We start from the raw sequence: 19,718 nt of genomic DNA on the forward strand, positions 1-19,718 counted from the left end.
TGTCATGTTTGATAAATTAGAGGATATTTTAATCCGCTATGAGGAGATTGAAGCGGAAATGATGGATCCGAACGTTGTAAACGATCAGAACCGATTTCGTAAGCTGCGTAAGGAGCAATCAGATTTGGCAGATATTGTTGAGAAATACAGAGAATATAAGCAGGTACAGAAGACGATAGAGGAAAGCCTTGCAATGCTTGAGGAAGAAACGGATGAAGAAATACGCGAGCTAGCTAAGGAAGAACTCAATGCTGGTAAGCAGAAAATCGCTGAAATAGAGGAAGAATTGAAGATATTATTACTGCCGAAGGATCCTAATGATGATAAGAATGTTATCGTAGAAATCCGTGGTGGTGCTGGTGGTGACGAAGCGGCATTATTTGCAGCAGAGCTATACCGTATGTATGTGATGTATGCAGAACGAAATCACTGGAAAATTGATATGATGAACCTTAACGAGAACGGGATTGGTGGTTTTAAAGAAGTAATATTCATGATCAATGGAAAAGGTGCATACTCAAAGCTGAAATATGAGAGCGGTGTGCATCGTGTTCAACGTGTACCCGTGACAGAATCCGGTGGCCGTATTCACACCTCCACAGCGACCGTAGCGATTATGCCGGAAGCAGAAGAGGTGGATGTGGAATTGGATTTAAATGATTGTAAGTTTGATGTGTTCCGTTCCTCCGGTAATGGTGGTCAGTGCGTAAATACAACGGACTCTGCAGTAAGACTTACCCATATCCCTACGGGAATTGTTATCTCCTGTCAGGATGAAAAATCACAGCTTAAGAATAAGGATAAAGCCATCAAGATATTACGTTCTCGGTTATATGAGCTAGAGCTCGAAAAAGCACAGAGTGCTGAAGCCGAAGCTCGAAAAAGCCAGGTTGGTACGGGAGATCGTTCTGAAAAGATCAGAACCTATAACTTCCCACAGGGTAGAGTAACCGATCACAGAATAAAGCTGACAGTTCACCAACTGGATGAAGTAATGAATGGTGACCTGCAAGAAATTATAGACAGCCTAATTGCAGCCGACCAGGCAGCAAAGTTGGCAAAGATGAACGAAGAATAGAGGCCTGGTCGGCTTCCGACCCAGGCAGCAAAGTTGGCAAAGATGAACGAAGAATAGAGGCCTGGTCGGCTTCCGACCCAGGCAGCAAAGTTGGCAAAGATGAACGAAGAATAGAGGCCTGGTCGGCTTCCGACCCAAGCTGCTAAGTTGGCAAAGATGAACGAAGAATAGAGGCCTGGTCGGCTTCCGACCCAAGCTGCTAAATTGGCAAAGATGAATGAAGTGTAAATGCTTGATCGGCTTCCGATCAGCTAAACTTGCGAAAATGAAGTTGTATTAGTTTTATAATAGTGGAATTAACGATATGAGGATTTGTAAATATGGGACAGAAAAGCATTATAAGTAGTACTAGTAACAGTCAAATGAAAAACCTGACTCTTTTACAGAAGAAACCCAGAGCCAGAGAAGAGCAGGGGATTTTTGTTATCGAAGGTACTAAGATGTTTGAGGAAGCAAGAAATGCGAAGCTTCTTCAGAAAGCATATGTATCAGAAACCTATTATAGGAATCAGATTGCGGAAGATCCGAATTATTTTGATAATCTTGACTATGAAATTATCACTGATTCTGTACTGAAGGAGGTTTCTGATACGAAGACTCCTCAGGGAATTATGGGAACAGTAAAAATGGCTGAGTACAGCTTAGAGAACTTATTGCAGGCAGAGGATGCCTGCCTTTTGGTTTTGGAAGATATCAGAGACCCAGGAAATCTGGGAACCATGATTAGAACTGCTGAGGGTGCAGGTATTACCGGAGTCATTTTCAATGAATCAACCGTAGATATCTATAATCCTAAGGTGATACGTGCCACCATGGGATCCATATATCGTGTGCCATTTTATCGGACAAATCAGCTTATAGATACCTTGATGCTGATAAAAAACTATGGAATCACTATATTTGCAGCGCATTTACTAGGAGCAGCCTATGATACCGAAGGGTGCTTTCTTAAGAAATGTGCTTTTTTAATCGGAAATGAAGCAAATGGTCTTTCTGAAGAAACCTCTGCCATGGCTGATTCATTGATTCGAATACCAATGGCAGGAAAGGTAGAATCCTTAAATGCTGCTGTAGCGGCGGCTATATTAATGTATGAAGCGGCAAGGCAGCGAAATAAGCAGAGGGATAGTGAGACTAATATTAAAAGATGATTAGAATATACCAGGTTCTATTGTATTATGCTAATGTGTATAGTAAAATGTAGGCAACAAATAGTTTTCGGACAATAAGAATTCGATGATTGTAGTATTGATTCATCGACACTGTTTGAAAGGAGCATGAAAGGAGAGGGGGAATAAGAATGAATTCGATTTATTGGCTGATTGTTCTGGCAATACTAATATTTATCGAAATCATAACCCTGGGGCTTACTACAATATGGTTTGCCGGTGGAGCGCTGATTGCTTTTATCGTATCATTGTTTTATGACAATCTTATAGTAGAAATTATTCTGTTCATAATAGTTTCTCTGGCTTTATTATATTTTACCAGACCAGTTGTCATAAAGTATTTCAATCCTAAAAGAGTAAAGACGAATTATGAAGGGGTAATCGGTAAATGCGCTAAGGTAATTATTCCAGTTGACAATATGAGTGCAACTGGGTTGGTTGTCGTTGATGGTCAGGAATGGTCAGCAAAATCTCTTGATGGAAGTATCATTGAGAAAGACAGTAAGGTCAAGATTCAAGGAATATCAGGAGTAAAATTGATTGTGTCATTGATGGAGGAGGAGTAAAGATGAATCCAATTATTTTAATTATCATTTTAGCCTTTATTATACTTGTTGTATTAGCATCCTGTGTTAAAATTGTTCCTCAAGCACACGCTTATGTTGTTGAACGATTAGGTGGCTATCAAACCACTTGGGACGTGGGAATTCATATTAAAGCGCCATTGATTGATAAGGTTGCCAAGAAAGTTCTTTTGAAGGAACAGGTTGTAGATTTCCCGCCACAGCCAGTTATCACTAAGGATAATGTAACGATGAAGATTGATACCGTCGTATTCTTTCAGATTACCGATCCGAAGTTGTATGCATATGGTGTGGAACATCCATTAATGGCGATAGAGAATTTAACCGCAACTACCTTGAGAAATATCATTGGTGATCTGGAGTTGGATGAGACTCTGACATCCAGAGAGATTATCAATACGAAGATGCGTGTTACCTTAGATGAAGCAACGGACCCTTGGGGAATTAAAGTTACCCGTGTAGAATTGAAGAACATCATTCCTCCGGCTGCTATTCAAGACGCAATGGAGAAACAGATGAAGGCGGAGCGTGAGCGAAGAGAAGCTATTCTTATTGCTGAAGGTCAGAAAAAGGCAGCAATTCTGGTTGCGGAAGGTAAAAAGGAATCAGCAATTCTGGATGCTGAGGGCGAAAAAGAGGCAGCCATTCTTCGTGCAGAAGCGAAAAAGGAAGCCACAATTCGTGAAGCAGAAGGTCAGGCAGAAGCAATCCTTGCTGTACAGAAAGCAAATGCAGAAGGTATTCGGTTCTTGAATGAGGCATCACCGAACAATGCAGTAATCCAGCTTAGGAGCTTGGAGGCATTCGCTAAGGCAGCTGATGGAAAAGCAACCAAGATCATTATACCATCTGAGATTCAGGGTTTGGCAGGAATGGTTAAGTCCCTGACTGAAGTTGCGAAAGACGATACAGATAACTAATAACATATTAATAGAACCTGGCTCCCTCATATGCTACCGGGAAGGCAGGTTCTTTTCTGCTTTTTAATGGTCATTAAGAAAAATTTAAGATTTTACCGCTTGATAATCCGGAAGGGTTGATATATTATATTTCTATTGTAAAAATTTGATTATTTCATATGGTACGGGGGAAATATGAAAAAGATAAAGGAATTTTTAGCATCACCAAGCTTTATTATTGCATTGTTTATAGGTAAAATGGCTATTTATTACTCTTTAATAGAAGTGAATAAAATGGAAGCCATTATGATTATACTCAGTCTGTTAGTCTGGGCAGCAATATTTATTGCCTTTGGAAGAAGCGAATTGAAAAGCAAACGAATTATATTCCTGGCTGTTTATTTTCTATTCAGCCTACTGATGTTTGCAGATACAATGTATTATAATTATTATAATCAAACAGTATCCATCAAACAGCTTTGGCAGGCAAAAAGTGTGGCCGCGGTTCCAAAGAGCTTTATTGCGACCTTAATACCGGCAAGCTTTCTTCTGTTTATAGATATACCATTCGCTTATGTGAGCTTTAAAAAGCACGCTACCATAGAGAATTTACAGAAATGGCTTCCATGGCGAAAGACGAAGTACATTTTATATGTATTGACCGCTGTGGTAATTACCATAGTAGCGAATCCTTTTCATTCTGCAGCCATAGAGACTGTTAACAGTATGGAGTTTTTTACAAGCCATGTATCCGATATATATGAAACCATCTCAGATAATCTTTCCAGGGATAAGATGGAGGAAGAGGAAATACTGGAGGTACTTGAAGAAGTAGAAGAGTCGGCACCGGAGCCAGTTACTCCTCTTTACAGTAATATAGGAAAAGGGAAGAATTTAATCGTCATTCAGATGGAGGCGTTCCAGGATTTCGTACTGGGGGCAGAGTATGAAGGGCAGGAGATTACTCCAAACTTAAATAAACTGCTACAGAAGGATACCATCTATTTTGACCGGTATTATTCGAATATCGGAAAAGGAAATACCGCTGATGCAGAGTTTTCAACTTTGAATAGTCTGTATCCGATTATTGACGGGGAATGTTACCGATTGTTTGAGAATAATACCTATAATGGTTTGCCTTGGTTAATGAGGGAACAGGGATATTATTCCTTTGCAATCCATGGATATAAGGGTGAATTCTGGAACAGAGAGTATGCTTACCCGAATCAGGGTTTCCAGGATTTTTATAGTCTGGAAGATTTGAACCAGGATGAAATGATTGGTATGGGCGTATCGGATAAATCCATGTTCCGCCAGCTAATACCAATTCTGAAGGATCAGAAGGGTCCTTTCTTTACCTTTGCAATAACCCTTACAAACCACCATCCGTTTGTACTGGATGAGCAGTACCGATCACTTACCCTGGCGGAAAAGGATAAGGATACAAAGTTTGGGGATTATTTAGAGACGGTAAGGTATACGGATGATGCCATTGGCCAGTTTATTGAAGATCTGAAGACTGCAGGCTTATATGATAATACAGTTATAGCGCTTTACGGAGACCACCATGGTTTAAATTGTGGTATGGATGATGTGCTTGATCAGGTAAATGAATTTATAGGAAGAACCTATGATTATGATGAGATGTTGAATGTACCTCTCATTATCCATGTACCGGGAAGTGGTGTTAAAAATACCATTAGCACAACAGGTGGTCAAATTGATTTTATGCCAACCATTGCAAATATCATGGGTCTTACAATGGATAAAACCTATACTCTGGGTCAGGATTTGTGCAATGCAAAAGAAGGATTTGTTGCATTTACCTCATACTTGTTTGATGGCTCCTTTGCGAATAACGAAGTAATGTTCGAGATATCAAGGGAAGGAATTTTTGAAGGCAGTCGAGCTTGGAAGATTGGCACGAATGAAGAAGTCGACGCATCGTTATACAAGGACAGCTATGAGAAAGCGCTCTTGCTGAAAACGGCATCGAAGGAAATTCTGGAACAGAATTTAATTGCAAATTATATTACTCATTAGAAAACAGCTGTCATGAACGAACGTATTAAGGATCGATTTATGACAGCTGTTTGTCTCATATCGACAGATATCACATCCAAAATGTATGTAGCCTAAAGATACTCGGATGAAAATGAACAATAGTATGAATGTGAGGTGTGCGTATGATACGGGAAAGGTTTGATTTTGAAAAGGAATATGGTTTAGTTTTGGAAGGCGGCGGAGCAAAGGGTGCTTATCAAATCGGGGTATGGAAGGCTTTCCTGGAATGTGGTGTGAAAATAAAAGGAATAGCGGGAGTATCTGTGGGGGCCCTTAACGGAGCACTGATTTGCATGGGGGATTATGAAAAGGCCGTTGATATCTGGAAGAATATTAGCTATTCCCGTATCATAAATGTGGATGACAATCAGATGGAAAAGCTGATGAATCTCAGATTTAAGGAGCTGAGCCTTCAGGAGGTAAGGAAGCAAGGAAAGAGTTTTCTTACTAGTGGTGGCTTGGATGTCACTCCATTACGTCAGCTAATGGATGAAACAGTGGATGAGCAAAAGATCAGAGAATCCAATATAGAGTTTATTATGGGTACCTTTAATCTTAATAATATGAAAGAGATTGAAATAGACGCGAAAGAAGCAGAGGACGGAAGTCTTAAGGATTATCTGCTGGCCAGTGCCAGTTTTCCTTTATTCAAGAATGAAAAGCTGAATGGAGTCAAGTATCTCGACGGCGGAATTGCGAATAATGTTCCGATTGATATGCTGATTAATCGCGGCTATACGGATATCATCGTAGTAAGAATCTTCGGTATCGGAATTGAGAAAAAGGTAAAGATCCCGGAGGAGGTTCGTGTGACCTATATTGCTCCAAAAACTAATCTATGTAATGTTCTTGAGTTTAATCGGAAAAAAGCGATCCGGAATATAACTCTTGGATACTACGATGCACTTCGCATTCTGAAGGCTTTGGCAGGGAATGATTATTATATTGAATCAAACAGAATTGAGAGTGAATATTTGGCATCCCTCGCTAATATGGATGAGGAACAGATGAAGGATTTATTCATGCAGCACAAACATGAGGGGAATGTGTATGCTGTGAGTCTGCGTAAGCTTACTCAGGAGCTTTACCCCAGGGTAGCCAATATGTTAAAGCTTGCGAAGAACTGGGACTATAGTGATTTGTATTATGGGATTTTGGAATACTGTGCTAAGAAGCTTAGGATATCAAGATATCGAGTATATACAGAATCGGAATTTTGTAAGCTGTTAATGGACAAGATGGAGAATACAGAGTTAACAGTGAATGAAGTATCGAAGAAACCGGACCTCATAATGTCCTTGGGGAAAGCAATAGTAAAGAATATAGTTATCACATAAATTACGCCAATATAATTACAGTAAGACTTAATTGGGTGATTCAATATTTATATCTTGACAATTTTGCTTATATGTCATAATGTATAAATACACAATACAAAGTATAAATATAAATTGACTGTAAATTTATTAAGTGAAAATATTATTTATATTGAGCGTAAGAGCAACGCAGAGGGAGGTTCTATGAATTTAAAGGGACGTAGTTTTTTAACACTAAAGGATTTTACACCGGATGAGATTTTATATCTTCTGGACTTGGCAGCAGACTTAAAGAGTAAGAAAAAACAAGGCATTACAGGGAATAGTCTTAAGGGAAAGAATATTGCATTAATATTTGAAAAACCCTCTACAAGGACTCGCTGCGCTTTTACCATAGGCTGTATTGATGAAGGAGGACATCCTGAATATCTGAGTAAGGATGATATTCAGCTTGGATATAAGGAAAGCGTGGAGGATACTGCTCGTGTTCTTGGACGTATGTTTGATGGTATTGAATTCCGTGGTTTTAAGCAGGAAACTGTGGAGAAGCTAGCCAAATATAGCGGAGTTCCGGTATGGAACGGTTTAACTGACACATATCACCCTACGCAAATCCTGGCTGATTTCTTGACTTTGCAGGAGCAGTTTGGTAAGCTTAATGGGTTAAAACTTGTTTATGTCGGCGATGGACGAAATAATATGGCAAATAGTTTGATGATAGGTTCAACAAAGCTGGGGATACATTTTACAATCCTGGCACCGAAGGAGCTATGGCCGGAGCAGTCACTGATTCAGCAATGTGAAGAATATGCAAAGAATTCTGGCAGTAAAATCGAGATTTCAGATAACTTGGATGCTGTTAATGAAGCGGATGCAGTATATACGGATGTCTGGTGTTCCATGGGTGAGGAAGACCTGGCAGCGGAACGTGTAGCGATATTAAAGCCCTATCAGGTGAATGCTGCTTTATTGGCAAAATCCAATAAGCCCGGAACGATTCTACTGCATTGCTTACCCGCTGTAAAAGGCAATGAGGTTACGGAGGAAGTGTTCGAGAAGTTTGCAGATATCATCTTTGATGAGGCAGAAAATCGAATGCACACAATTAAAGCAGTTATGGTAGCAACTTTGGGTAATTTATAGTCCGGGGTGATCCATTTGAATAAATTTAGAAAATTCATAGAGGAATTACTGAAGAAAACGGATATTGTGGTGATGATACTTACCATTGTGCTAGTGATATCCATTTTCTTCGTATTTCAATATCCGAATGATCAATGGCCTATTATTTCTGCCTGTGCTTCAGGTGGACTGATGAACATTCTGACTGGTCTGAAACAGACTAAGAATCCGAGTAAAAAATCAAGTGGAATGACTTTTGTAATGCTGGGAGTAATCATTGTCATACTAGGATTTATTCTTGCCGGAATGGTTAAGGACGCATAAGCCGATCTAAAGCAGAGAGAAGGAGTTTATTCATGTATCAGGAAAATATCGTGTTATGTGCAAGCAGTGCCTATGAGAAAAAGTTCTGGCTGAATGATGATTTTAAAGCGTTACCGGAGCAAATTAAACAAGAGCTGAAAATAATGTGTGTACTATTTACGGAGGATGTGGGTGGAATTCTCTCTTTGGAATTTGAAGAGGACGGAACCCTGATCCTAAAGGTAGATTCGGATGAGAATGATTATTTATATGATGAGATAGGTAGCGTTCTGAAAATCAAGCAAATACAAAGAGAGAAAGCGGAGCTGTTGGAAGCGCTGGAACTTTATTTTAAAGTGTTTTTTCTTGGAGAAGATGCCTCAAAACTGCTATAATTCATGACAATAGAAAGTTCGCAAAGTGTACTTTCTTTTGTAGATTGTTTTCTGATTGAATGGAGGAAATTATGTTATTAGTAATCGATGTGGGTAATACTAATATTACATTAGGTGTATTTGAAGAGCTTAATTTAAAAGCAAATTTCCGTCTTCATACCAATACCGCTCGAACCTCGGATGAATATGGTCTGGTATTGTGCGATCTGCTAAAGGCAAAAAATATCCGGTTAGAAGATATTACTTCGGTTACGATTGCCTCAGTAGTACCAAAGATCATGCATTCTCTTGTGTCCGGTATCATAAAGTACTTAAATATAACGCCATTAATCATTGGCATTGGTACCAAGACCGGTATAAAGGTTGTTACAGCGAATCCGAAGGAAATCGGTGCAGACAGAGTGGTTGACGCCGTAGCTGCATATGAAATCTATGGAGGGCCGGTTCTTGTCATTGACTTTGGTACCGCAATAACCTACGATTTGATTACTGCGGATGGTTCATTCATTGCCGGTGTTACTAGTCCGGGCTTACGGATCTCAGCGGATGCCTTATGGAATCAGACAGCCAAGCTTCCTGAGATTGAGATTGCGAAGCCGGATTCTATTTTAGCAAAGGACACCGTTACCAGTATGCAGGCAGGCTTGATATACGGGTGTATTGGACAGACAGAATACATTGTAAAACGAATGCTTCACGAATCGAAAATTGAGAACTGTCGAGTGGTAGCAACGGGAGGCTTGGGTAAAATTATTGCAGAATCCACCAATGTAATCCAAGTCTATGATCCGCACTTAACCTTAAAGGGATTAAAGATTATCAGCGAAAAAAATAAGGGGATAAAATAGATTGAATAAATTCGGTAAATATAGTGGAGAAGAAATATGAACTTTCGTATAGGAAATGTTAAGTTGGATGGAAATATAGTTCTGGGACCGATGGCAGGCGTTACGGACCTGCCTTTTCGTATGCTGTGTAAGGAACAGGGAGCCGACCTTGTTTATACGGAGATGGTAAGTGCGAAGGGAATCCAGTTTAATAATAAAAATACAGAGAATCTCCTTTATATTAATGAGGAGGAACGACCAGCTGCATTACAGCTCTTTGGATCAGATCCTGATATCCTCAGTGAGACAGCAAAACGAATTGAAGAACGTAACTTTGATATTCTGGACATCAATATGGGGTGTCCCGTCCCTAAGGTAGTTAATAACGGAGAAGGATCGGCGTTAATGAAAAATCCAAAATTGATTGGGGAGATTGTTCGAAAAGTATCCTCTGCCATAAAGAAGCCGGTAACAGTCAAAATCCGTAAAGGGTTTAGTGAGGATAATATCAATACGATTGAAGTCGCGAAGATTGCAGAAGAGAATGGAGCTGCAGCAGTAGCTGTACATGCCCGCACCAGAGAGCAATATTACAGTGGAAAAGCGGATTGGTCCATTATACGCGCGGTGAAGGAGGCTGTGTCAATTCCAGTGATTGGAAGCGGCGATGTCTTTAGCCCAGAGGACGCGAAGCAAATGATAGAGCAGACCAATTGCGATGCAATTATGCTTGCAAGGGGAACCAGAGGGAATCCCTGGCTGTTTGCACAGATTAAGGCATATCTTGAGAAAGGGGTTCTTATTCCGAAGCCGGCATTTCAAGAAGTAAAAGAGATGATACTTCGACATGCAGCACTTTCTGTGGATTACAAGGGCCTTTATACTGGAATCCGAGAGATGCGTAAGCATGTCGCTTGGTATACCACTGGCTATCCCGGTTCTGCCAAGCTTCGTAATAGAGTAAATGAGATTAATTCAATGGAGGACCTGGAGCAGTTACTGGAGGAATACCAAAATTTTATTGAAAAATAAACAAACAAAGATGATAATTATCTCATATCTTATATAATAGTAACAAATCTGATTTCTTACAATAAAAAATGATTGATTTTTTTTAAAATTAGGATATAGTATATTTACAGAAAAGACAAATGTATGCCATAGAAAAACATAATGGGAGGAATGGATATGGGTAAGTTAAGAGTCGGCATTCTTGGTGGTACCGGTATGGTAGGCCAAAGATTTATCTCGTTATTGGAGAATCATCCTTGGTTTGAGGTTGTAGCAGTAGCTGCAAGTCCAAGAAGTGCTGGTAAGACCTATGAGGAAGCAGTAGGAGCTCGTTGGAAGATGGCTACTCCTATGCCGGAAAACGTAAAAAAGCTTATTGTAATGAACGTGAATGACGTTGCTGAGGTTAGCAAAAAAGTTGATTTTGTATTCAGCGCTGTGGATATGACAAAGGATGAGATAAAGGCAATCGAGGAAGCATATGCGAAGGCAGAAACTCCGGTTGTGTCAAATAACAGTGCACATAGATGGACACCTGACGTTCCTATGTTAGTTCCAGAGCTTAATCCGGAGCACTTAGAGGTAATTGAAGCGCAGAAGAAGCGTCTTGGTACCAAGAGAGGCTTTATCGTAGTAAAACCGAACTGTTCCATTCAAAGCTATACGCCTGCATTACATGCATTAAGAGAGTTTGGTCCTAAGCTTGTGGTTGCAACTACGTACCAGGCTATCTCAGGTGCAGGAAAGAACTTTGCTGATTGGCCGGAGATGGTGGATAACGTAATCCCTTACATCGGTGGCGAAGAAGAGAAGAGCGAACAGGAACCACTTAGAATCTGGGGTAAGGTAGAGAACGGACAGATTGTTAAGGCTGATGGTCCTGTGATTACTACGCAATGTATTCGTGTCCCTGTAACGGATGGTCATACCGCTGCTGTATTTGTTAATTTTGAAAAGAAGCCAACTAAGGAACAGATACTAAAGGCATGGGCTGAATTTAAAGGAATTCCTCAGGAGTTGAACTTGCCAAGTGCTCCAAAGCAGTTTATCAAATATTTTGAAGAAGATAATCGCCCTCAGGCTAAGCTTGACCGTGACTATGAGAACGGTATGGGGATATGCTTAGGAAGACTTCGCGAAGACACTGTATTCGATTATAAGTTTGTAGGCTTGTCACATAATACAGTTCGCGGTGCTGCAGGTGGCGGTGTACTTACTGCAGAGTTGTTAAAGGCACAGGGTTATATTACTGAGAAATAACAACGAAGAGTAGTTGTTGTATCAAAACCATTATAAACAACTAAATGAAAGAGGCTTCATTCAATATTCGATACACTGGTTTAACGATATAACGCTCGTCAGTGTGATAGATATATTGAATGTAGCCCCTTATATTATTGTATAGAGAACATTTCGAATTTAAAACTCTTACTTGTATCAGGTTCAGGTTAAACTTTCTATGAAACAGGTGAACCTTGGTGGTGTGATGTCTTATCTATTGCTGAAATAGATATCGTACAAATTCTGCGGTATTTTCTTTGTGCTGGTAATTTGCTACGATACCGAGAATATATGGATCATCGTTAATGGCATTTTTCTTAAACAGATCCGTATCGGATAAATAAATTCCATACACATCCTTGGAATCCAAGTCCTCATCCGTGTTGCTGAAATAGAAATAATCCGTTAAGGAACTGTAAATATCGGTTGGTAGTTGTTCCGTTAGCTTCGTAAAGTATCCATTATAAGCATAGTCTTTAAATAAGGATTCAGGAGCGATCACTACATCGATTTCTTTTACAGCAATGCGTGTTGTGAAAACCTGTTGCATACTTAAAGCGTATTCCGGTGCTCCGTTAAAATAATAGGTTGGATTTATTTCAACACGTTCTTTCTTGGGGTTTAATTCAAGGTGTGAGGAAAAATCCTCAGCGTATTGGGACCATAAGTCTTCCGATATGGAATTATTGATTATTGCTGCATAGAATTGGGTCTCTATATCAGGAGTAAAAATCTGAATAATGGTATATACGAGTAATCCGATAACCGCAATAGTTACGATTGCATGAAACTTATAATATTCCCAGAGATATGGTAATCGCTCCTTAAAAGGCATATTTTTAAGCTTTTCTTTTTCTGTCATATTTTTTCTAGGTTTATATATTTCTGCATCTTCATTTAAAACAGTTTGCTTTGGCATAAAAGCTACCTCACTTTATTTCTCATAATAAGTTTTGGCAGATAAATATCAACAGGGTTATTTTGTGATATTTGCCGTCTTTCATTAGTTTATCATAGTATGTTATATAAAAAAAGAAAATTCTTATAAAATATCTCTTAAAAAAGGGTTCGATGTAAAAGTTGACAAAACAAGGAATGTTTATTATGCTTAATGGGAAATACTGTAACAATATTACTAAAAGTGTTAAGTGTTAAGAGGTATAAATAGGCCTGATATAAGCTCTCAGGTGGGCAACAGCAACGTGTTTCGATAGCTCGAGCTCTTGTTAAAGCACCACAGATAATCCTAGCCGATGAGCCAACAGCTGCCCTAGATCATAATACTAGTATCGAGGTTCTTCGTGTAATTGAAAAAATAGTAAAAAAAGGTGCTACCATGATAATGGTGACCCATAATGAGGAAATTGCCAGAATGGCAGATCGAATTGTGAGAATAAAGGATGGAGTTGTTTTTAGTATTAAGGAAAATGAACATCCTAGTCTTGCGGATGAGTTGGAATGGTAAAGGGGCATAGGATGAAAAAGATACATGTTATAGAGACAATTAGCAGAATCAGAAAAACAAAAGTAACATTTCTTTCTATTATGATAGTAGTAAGTCTGGGTATAGCAGCATATCTGGGCATTAGTTTTGCTGAAAAGTCCATGAAAAGTACTGGAAATGAGTATTTTAATCAGCAGAAATTCCATCATATTCAGATTAATTACGCATATGGAATTGATGATGACGATTTGCAGGAAATTAAAAAAATTAAGAATGTAGATATAGCAGAAGGCGGTTATACCACGACAGGTTTTTTATCGTTGGCAGATGAAAAACGTCTTGTGACCGTTCAAAATTATACCACAACGCTTGATTTGGCTACAGTGGTAGAAGGTCGATTGCCTGAAAGTCAAAACGAAATAGCAATTGAGGCATTAATGAATGAAGAGGATGGAGTTAAAATAGGCGATGTCCTTACAATAGACTGTACGGAAGAGAATGGAGACAATTATCTTAAGGAACAGGAATTTACAGTAGTTGGTATCGTCCAACATCCATCTTACACATGCAATTATGTACATAGCCGTCGAGGGGTAAGTACAAAAGGATATGGAAATTGCCAAAATTTTTTTTTAGTCTCACGAGATGCATTTGATATAGAAAAACTGGATCATTGTTACAGTAGCATATATGTCTGGTCTGATAAGCTGACAGCGTTCAATTGCTTTTCAGAAGATTATATAAATGCATGTGATAGCTTGATTGAGGAAATTGATACCGTATCGGTGAAACGTTCTGATAATCGTTATGAGGAAATTGTAACCGAAATAAATGATGCTATTGCAGAGGGAGAGCAACAACTGGAGGAAGCACATACTTCTCTCAAAGAAGCCGGTTTTGAAATAAGGTATGGAGAAAAGAACATTGAATCTTATGAAACCGAAATTTCAAATTATGAAGATATTGATACTCCCGAGAGTCAGCAAAGATTAGTAGTAGTAAATAGTAAGTTGGAGGAAGCTAGGAAAAAGCTTTCTGAGAGTAAGAAAGAATATGAGACGGCAGAAGTTGATTATAATAAGGCCGAAAAAGAGATTGCAGATGCAAAAGCAGATAGAGATAGCCTTGTAAATATAAAGTGGTCGGTATTAACGAGACATGCCAATATTAGCTACGCCATGTTTGAAGATAACGCAGACGGTCTTGGTAAGTTAAGTATGAGTTTTGCACTTGTTTACATCATCGTAGCCTTAATGGTGTGTTATTCTTCAATCGGCCGAATGATCGTAGAACAACGATATATCATAGGAACACAAAAGGCGTTAGGATATCGTAAAGGTGAGATTTTACGAAAATATCTTATATATTCGACTTTATGTACGATTATTGGCAGTGCAATTGGTTTGTTAACAGCGATTTTTGCAATAGAAGATCTAGCATTACATAGCTATGAACCAATTTATTTTATTAAATTATTGTAAATATTATTGCCAGACGCCGCATCAAGTACTTACCACTGAACAATGTTGATGCAGCAGATTAAATGTCAAGGGCGGATAAACTGCCTTCATACGGAAGATTGTTTATGTTAAGGACCTAGTAAATAGCAATTGAGATGAAAACATTATATTTTATTTTTTTTGCTACAGATCACATATAGCCTAAATTTTAGCTACAAAAAAGCAGAAATTATGACAATATGAGATTTGTAGTGTTTTTTTGTACGATTTTAAACTGTAATTGTTGAAATAGATACGATGGTATAATATAATGTCTTTGGCGAGTACAAATAGTAATAAGGAGGATATTTTATGCAATATGGTTATTTTGATGATTCAAGGAAGGAGTATGTTATAACAACACCGACAACTCCATATCCCTGGATCAATTATTTGGGGTCTCAGGAGTATTTCTCATTAATTTCAAATACTGCCGGAGGCTATTGTTTTTACAAGGATGCTAAGCTAAGAAGAATTACCCGATATCGTTACAACAATGTTCCCTTAGACCTTGGCGGTGGACATTATTATTACATTAATGATAATGGCGATGTATGGTGTCCTGGATGGGCTCCGGTAAAAGCAGAATTGGATCGTTACGAGTGCAGACATGGTATGGGATATACTAAGATTACTGGTGCTCGTGGTGGTTTAGAGACAGAGGTTACTTATTTTGTTCCGTTGAATACCAATGCAGAGATACATAAGGTAGTTGTAAAGAATACATCCGGACAAAAGAAGCAGGTTAAATTATTTTCTTTTGTTGAGTGGTGTTTATGGAATGCCTGGGATGATATGACCAACTTCCAGAGAAATTACAACACCGGTGAGGTTGAGATCAAGGGTTCAGTTATCTACCATAAGACTGAGTATAAGGAAAGACGTGACCATTATGCATTCTTCTCCGTTAATGCTCCGATAGCCGGATTTGATTCCGATCGTGAAAGCTTTATGGGTACCTATAATGGTTTCCATAATCCTCAGGTAGTATTCGAGGGTAAGCCAAGTAATTCTGTAGCAGATGGATGGCACCCTATTGCATCTCATTGCCTGGAGGTTCAATTAGAGCCAGGTGAGACAAAGGAATATGTATTTGTATTAGGATATGTAGAGAATGCCTTCGAAGAGAAATTCGAGAGCAAGAATGTGATAAATAAAAAGAAAGCAGAAGCAATGATTGAGAAATTCTCCACAACAGCTGCTGTGGATAAAGCATTGGCTGAGCTTGCTGAGCACTGGGACAACCTATTAGGAAAGATTAAACTGGAACATGAGGATGATAAGCTGAATCGTATGGTTAACATATGGAATCAGTATCAATGTATGGTTACCTTCAACCTTTCCAGAAGTGCCTCCTATTTTGAGTCCGGTATTGGTAGAGGAATGGGCTTCCGTGATTCCAATCAGGATTTACTTGGTTTCGTTCATCAAATTCCGGATCGTGCAAGAGAGAGAATTATCGACCTGGCATCTACTCAGTTGGAGGATGGTGGAGCATACCATCAGTATCAGCCGCTTACGAAGAAAGGAAACGATGAAATCGGAGGTAATTTCAACGATGACCCGTTATGGCTGGTGCTTGCGGTTGTAGCTTACATTAAGGAAACCGGTGATTTCTCCATACTGGATGTTATGACACCATTTGATAATGATGAGTCAAAGAGTACACCACTTTCGGATCACTTAAAACGTTCCATGGACCATGTTATTAATAATTTAGGACCGCATGGACTTCCTCTAATTGGACGTGCTGACTGGAATGACTGCCTCAACCTTAACTGTTTCTCCACCACACCGGGAGAGTCCTTCCAGACTACAACCAGTAAGGATGGCAGGGTAGCAGAATCCGTTATGATAGCTGGAATGTTCTGCTATATCGGCGATGAGTACGTTACCTTAATGGAAAAGGTGGGTAATCAGAAGGAAGCGGACCGTATCAGAAAAGAAGTTATTAAGATGCGTGAAGTAGTTATGAAGGATGGTTGGGACGGTTCCTGGTTCTTACGTGCCTATGACGATTTCGGCAAGAAGATCGGTAGCAATGAGAACGAGGAAGGTAAGATATTTATCGAGTCCCAGGGTCTGTGTATCATGGGTAACTGTGGTACTGAGGATGGCAGTGCGATCAAAGCCTTAGATGCTGTGGAAGAGAGACTTGGAACAAAGTATGGTCTTGTACTTCAAAATCCTGCATTTACCAAATATTATGTTGAGTATGGTGAAATTTCCACATATCCTGCAGGCTACAAAGAGAATGCGGGTATCTTCTGCCATAACAATGCATGGATTATGTGTGCGGAAGCTCAGATGGGCAGAGGAGATAAGGCATTTGATTATTATACAAGAATTGCACCTGCATATACAGAGGAGTATTCTGAAATTCATCGTACAGAGCCTTATTGCTACTCACAGATGGTTGCAGGTAAGGATGCTAAGCGTCATGGTGAAGCAAAGAACTCCTGGTTGACCGGTACGGCTTCCTGGAACTTTGTTGCCATATCTCAATACATTCTGGGAATTATTCCAGAGTATGATGGATTAAAAATTGATCCTTCCATTCCGAAGAAATGGGATGGTTATAAGGTAACACGTGAGTTCAGAGGTGATGTATACGACATTACCATTAAGAACCCTAACCATGTATCCAAGGGTGTTGCGAAGATGATCGTTGACGGTAAGGAAGTACAGGGTAATATCATTCCTTTAGCCGGAGACAAGAAGACACATAAGGTAGAGGTTGTATTAGGATAATTTAATAGGTAATTATAAGGAGCTGTGACAGGGGTAGCGAGATATGGAATGGTCATCCATGATAACTCGGGAGACATATCACAGCTCCTTTTTTGATAGCTTGGATGTGTAATCTACATGATATCTGTTGATGGGGACGACTGAGGTTGTTAGATTGTCTAAATATTGTAAACCATCTCATAATGTGATATAACGTATTTATGTCTATTGTCGCTTGCTTAGGGCTAGGAGGATGGTATGAAGAAAATATTAAAATTTTTTCCATTAACTTTACCGATTTTGGCTTCCATAGGAATTTCTATTGTGGTTTCCGTGATAGGTATTATTATGTATATGGCAATTAAAGTAATATATATCGTCAATACGGAGCAAATGAAGGGATATCACCTCAGTATATCCAATTTAATGAATGATCTTATAAATGTTCCGGTACTGTTTACTGATATATGCAGTATGATTATCCCGATTGCCTGGGTTATTATCTTTTATTTCTGGTATAGAAAGCTAATGAAGGGCGAGACTATGGTTAATAAGCAGGTATTCGAAAAGAAGAACCTTATCTATTTAGCTTTATTAGCCATCGGACAGCAATTGTTTATATGTGGTATTATGAATATTATACTACCGCATTTTGAAGAACTGGCAAAACAATATGAAGAGCTTATGGAGTTAATGAGTGATAATCTGGCTATACAAATCATTACGGCGGTAATTCTTGCACCCATATCCGAGGAGCTGATCTGTAGAGGTGTTGTTTTTAAGATGGCTACTCGTACCTACTCATTTATAACAGCAAATATATTACAGGCCTTTTTATTCGGAGTACTCCATATGAATATTGTCCAAGGGATATATGCATTCATCGGAGGCATTTTTTTGGGGTATGTATGTTATAAATACCAGTCCATTATCGCATCCATGGTGTTGCATCTGATGTTTAATGCGATTAGCTTCGTACTCTATAACCCCACTACTTTATATATGAACATTTTATATTCCATAGTAGGAGCTGTTATAATAGGCTTTGCTTATCTGAGAATCAAAAAGGTAGATGTTATTTCGCTTGAGAAGGTATCAATGGATGTGAGCTTGTAAAGTACATTCATGTTCCCTCGATGGAAAGGAGAAAAATTGAAAAGACTAGCTAGATACTTGATGGGAGTTCTGCCTTATTTTGTTGCTGAAGCGATACAGATTGTATTTGTCAGTATAGCAATGTTTGGGTATTCATTTATTATGGAATTTAACGCAGGCTACGAATTGCTGAGAGATTATCAGGACGAAGTGGTATATTTCATTTCTGTCCTTGGTGTAGCAATATGCGGAGTTGTATTTTTCTTCTGGTATCAATTTGAGATCCATGGAGAGGAACGGGGAAACCTCAAGCAGGTTTTTCAGGTGAAAAACATGATATTATTCGCATTACTGGGGATTAGGATCCAGTTATTTATGACCGGGATAATGAGACTGGTAAGACCATATTTTACAGATACCTTTGAGAACTATGGTCAAACGATGGAGAACCTGACCAGTGGAAATACATTTATAGTAATTTTACTATTGGTAGTGATTGCGCCGATTACGGAGGAATTGATATTTCGTGGTGTCATCTTATTGAAAACCAGGAGGGAAATTGTATTCCTGGGAGCCAATATCCTTCAATCTATTTTATTCGGTATTTATCATATGAATATCGTTCAGGGAATTTATGCTGCACTGATCGGCTTTATTCTTGGTATTATCGTTAAACGCTATCAAACCATTGTGGCACCGGTTCTTTTACATATGCTGATTAATGCCAGTTCCCTTCTTACTGTGTTCTTTCCGGCAGGGACATTATCATACCTGATTATGACGATTATGGGAGGAATCTTGGTAATCATAACTTTGTATGTAATAAATCCATTAAGAAAAGCAGATATTATTACTGATACGATGAAATGATAAAATTACTAATTTTTTCTTGCAATTTTAT

General features: G+C 38.9%; 18 protein-coding genes and 1 pseudogene. 18 read left to right on the plus strand and 1 reads right to left on the minus strand.

Features of this window, described 5'->3' with window-relative positions:
* Positions 1-4: 4 nt before the first annotated feature.
* From prfA to asd, 12 genes are all read left to right on the plus strand, one after another.
* Positions 5-1,078, plus strand: coding sequence for a peptide chain release factor 1 (gene prfA, locus H0486_RS01880; protein ID WP_228351394.1), 1,074 nt, complete (start codon positions 5-7; stop codon positions 1,076-1,078).
* 335 nt (positions 1,079-1,413) lie between these two features.
* Complete coding sequence (locus H0486_RS01885) at positions 1,414-2,229, plus strand: TrmH family RNA methyltransferase (RefSeq protein ID WP_228354337.1); 816 nt, start codon at positions 1,414-1,416, stop codon at positions 2,227-2,229.
* Positions 2,230-2,378: 149 nt separating this feature from the next.
* Positions 2,379-2,813, plus strand: coding sequence for an NfeD family protein (locus H0486_RS01890; RefSeq protein WP_228351395.1), 435 nt, complete (start codon positions 2,379-2,381; stop codon positions 2,811-2,813).
* 2 nt (positions 2,814-2,815) lie between these two features.
* Positions 2,816-3,751, plus strand: a complete 936-nt coding sequence (locus tag H0486_RS01895) for an SPFH domain-containing protein (protein WP_228351396.1) — start codon at positions 2,816-2,818, stop codon at positions 3,749-3,751.
* Between the two features lie 174 nt (positions 3,752-3,925).
* The gene (locus tag H0486_RS01900; RefSeq protein ID WP_228351397.1) at positions 3,926-5,773 is read left to right on the plus strand and encodes an LTA synthase family protein; all 1,848 of its coding nucleotides are present in this window, start codon (positions 3,926-3,928) and stop codon (positions 5,771-5,773) included.
* Between the two features lie 143 nt (positions 5,774-5,916).
* Entirely contained in the window at positions 5,917-7,131 is a 1,215-nt protein-coding gene (locus tag H0486_RS01905) for a patatin-like phospholipase family protein (RefSeq protein WP_228351398.1), read from the plus strand.
* Between the two features lie 183 nt (positions 7,132-7,314).
* Positions 7,315-8,253, plus strand: a complete 939-nt coding sequence (argF, locus tag H0486_RS01910) for an ornithine carbamoyltransferase (protein WP_228351399.1) — start codon at positions 7,315-7,317, stop codon at positions 8,251-8,253.
* 15 nt (positions 8,254-8,268) lie between these two features.
* Complete coding sequence (locus H0486_RS01915) at positions 8,269-8,556, plus strand: hypothetical protein (RefSeq protein WP_228351400.1); 288 nt, start codon at positions 8,269-8,271, stop codon at positions 8,554-8,556.
* A gap of 32 nt (positions 8,557-8,588) precedes the next feature.
* Positions 8,589-8,930: a DUF6145 family protein gene (locus H0486_RS01920; RefSeq protein ID WP_228351401.1), complete on the plus strand. Its 342-nt coding sequence runs from the start codon at positions 8,589-8,591 to the stop codon at positions 8,928-8,930.
* Positions 8,931-9,001: 71 nt separating this feature from the next.
* Positions 9,002-9,778, plus strand: coding sequence for a type III pantothenate kinase (locus H0486_RS01925; RefSeq protein WP_228351402.1), 777 nt, complete (start codon positions 9,002-9,004; stop codon positions 9,776-9,778).
* Between the two features lie 36 nt (positions 9,779-9,814).
* Positions 9,815-10,789 (plus strand): tRNA dihydrouridine synthase DusB, encoded by a 975-nt coding sequence (dusB, locus tag H0486_RS01930; protein WP_228351403.1) that lies wholly within the window; start codon positions 9,815-9,817, stop codon positions 10,787-10,789.
* A 156-nt stretch (positions 10,790-10,945) separates the two neighbouring features.
* The gene (asd, locus tag H0486_RS01935) at positions 10,946-12,028 is read left to right on the plus strand and encodes an aspartate-semialdehyde dehydrogenase (RefSeq protein WP_330594413.1); all 1,083 of its coding nucleotides are present in this window, start codon (positions 10,946-10,948) and stop codon (positions 12,026-12,028) included.
* 235 nt (positions 12,029-12,263) lie between these two features.
* Here asd and H0486_RS01940 read toward each other — a convergent pair whose 3' ends face one another.
* Positions 12,264-12,968 carry a hypothetical protein gene (locus H0486_RS01940; RefSeq protein ID WP_228351405.1) on the minus strand — a complete coding sequence of 235 codons (705 nt, stop codon included), beginning with the start codon at positions 12,966-12,968 and terminating at the stop codon, positions 12,264-12,266.
* Between the two features lie 270 nt (positions 12,969-13,238).
* On the opposite strand from H0486_RS01940, the pseudogene H0486_RS01945 reads away from it, so the two are divergent.
* The 6 genes and pseudogenes from H0486_RS01945 to H0486_RS01965 all read left to right on the plus strand — a co-directional run.
* Positions 13,239-13,304 (plus strand): annotated as a pseudogene (locus tag H0486_RS01945) (ATP-binding cassette domain-containing protein); the annotation flags it as partial.
* A gap of 81 nt (positions 13,305-13,385) precedes the next feature.
* Positions 13,386-13,514, plus strand: coding sequence for a hypothetical protein (locus H0486_RS18275; RefSeq protein WP_267023113.1), 129 nt, complete (start codon positions 13,386-13,388; stop codon positions 13,512-13,514).
* Between the two features lie 11 nt (positions 13,515-13,525).
* Positions 13,526-14,974, plus strand: coding sequence for an ABC transporter permease (locus H0486_RS01950; protein ID WP_228351406.1), 1,449 nt, complete (start codon positions 13,526-13,528; stop codon positions 14,972-14,974).
* Between the two features lie 330 nt (positions 14,975-15,304).
* Positions 15,305-17,743, plus strand: coding sequence for a GH36-type glycosyl hydrolase domain-containing protein (locus H0486_RS01955; protein WP_228351407.1), 2,439 nt, complete (start codon positions 15,305-15,307; stop codon positions 17,741-17,743).
* 237 nt (positions 17,744-17,980) lie between these two features.
* Positions 17,981-18,838: a CPBP family intramembrane glutamic endopeptidase gene (locus tag H0486_RS01960; RefSeq protein WP_228351408.1), complete on the plus strand. Its 858-nt coding sequence runs from the start codon at positions 17,981-17,983 to the stop codon at positions 18,836-18,838.
* Between the two features lie 36 nt (positions 18,839-18,874).
* Positions 18,875-19,687, plus strand: a complete 813-nt coding sequence (locus tag H0486_RS01965; protein ID WP_228351409.1) for a CPBP family intramembrane glutamic endopeptidase — start codon at positions 18,875-18,877, stop codon at positions 19,685-19,687.
* Positions 19,688-19,718 lie beyond the last annotated feature (31 nt).

This window comes from Variimorphobacter saccharofermentans (assembly GCF_014174405.1).
Lineage (GTDB): Bacteria > Bacillota > Clostridia > Lachnospirales > Lachnospiraceae > Mobilitalea > Mobilitalea saccharofermentans.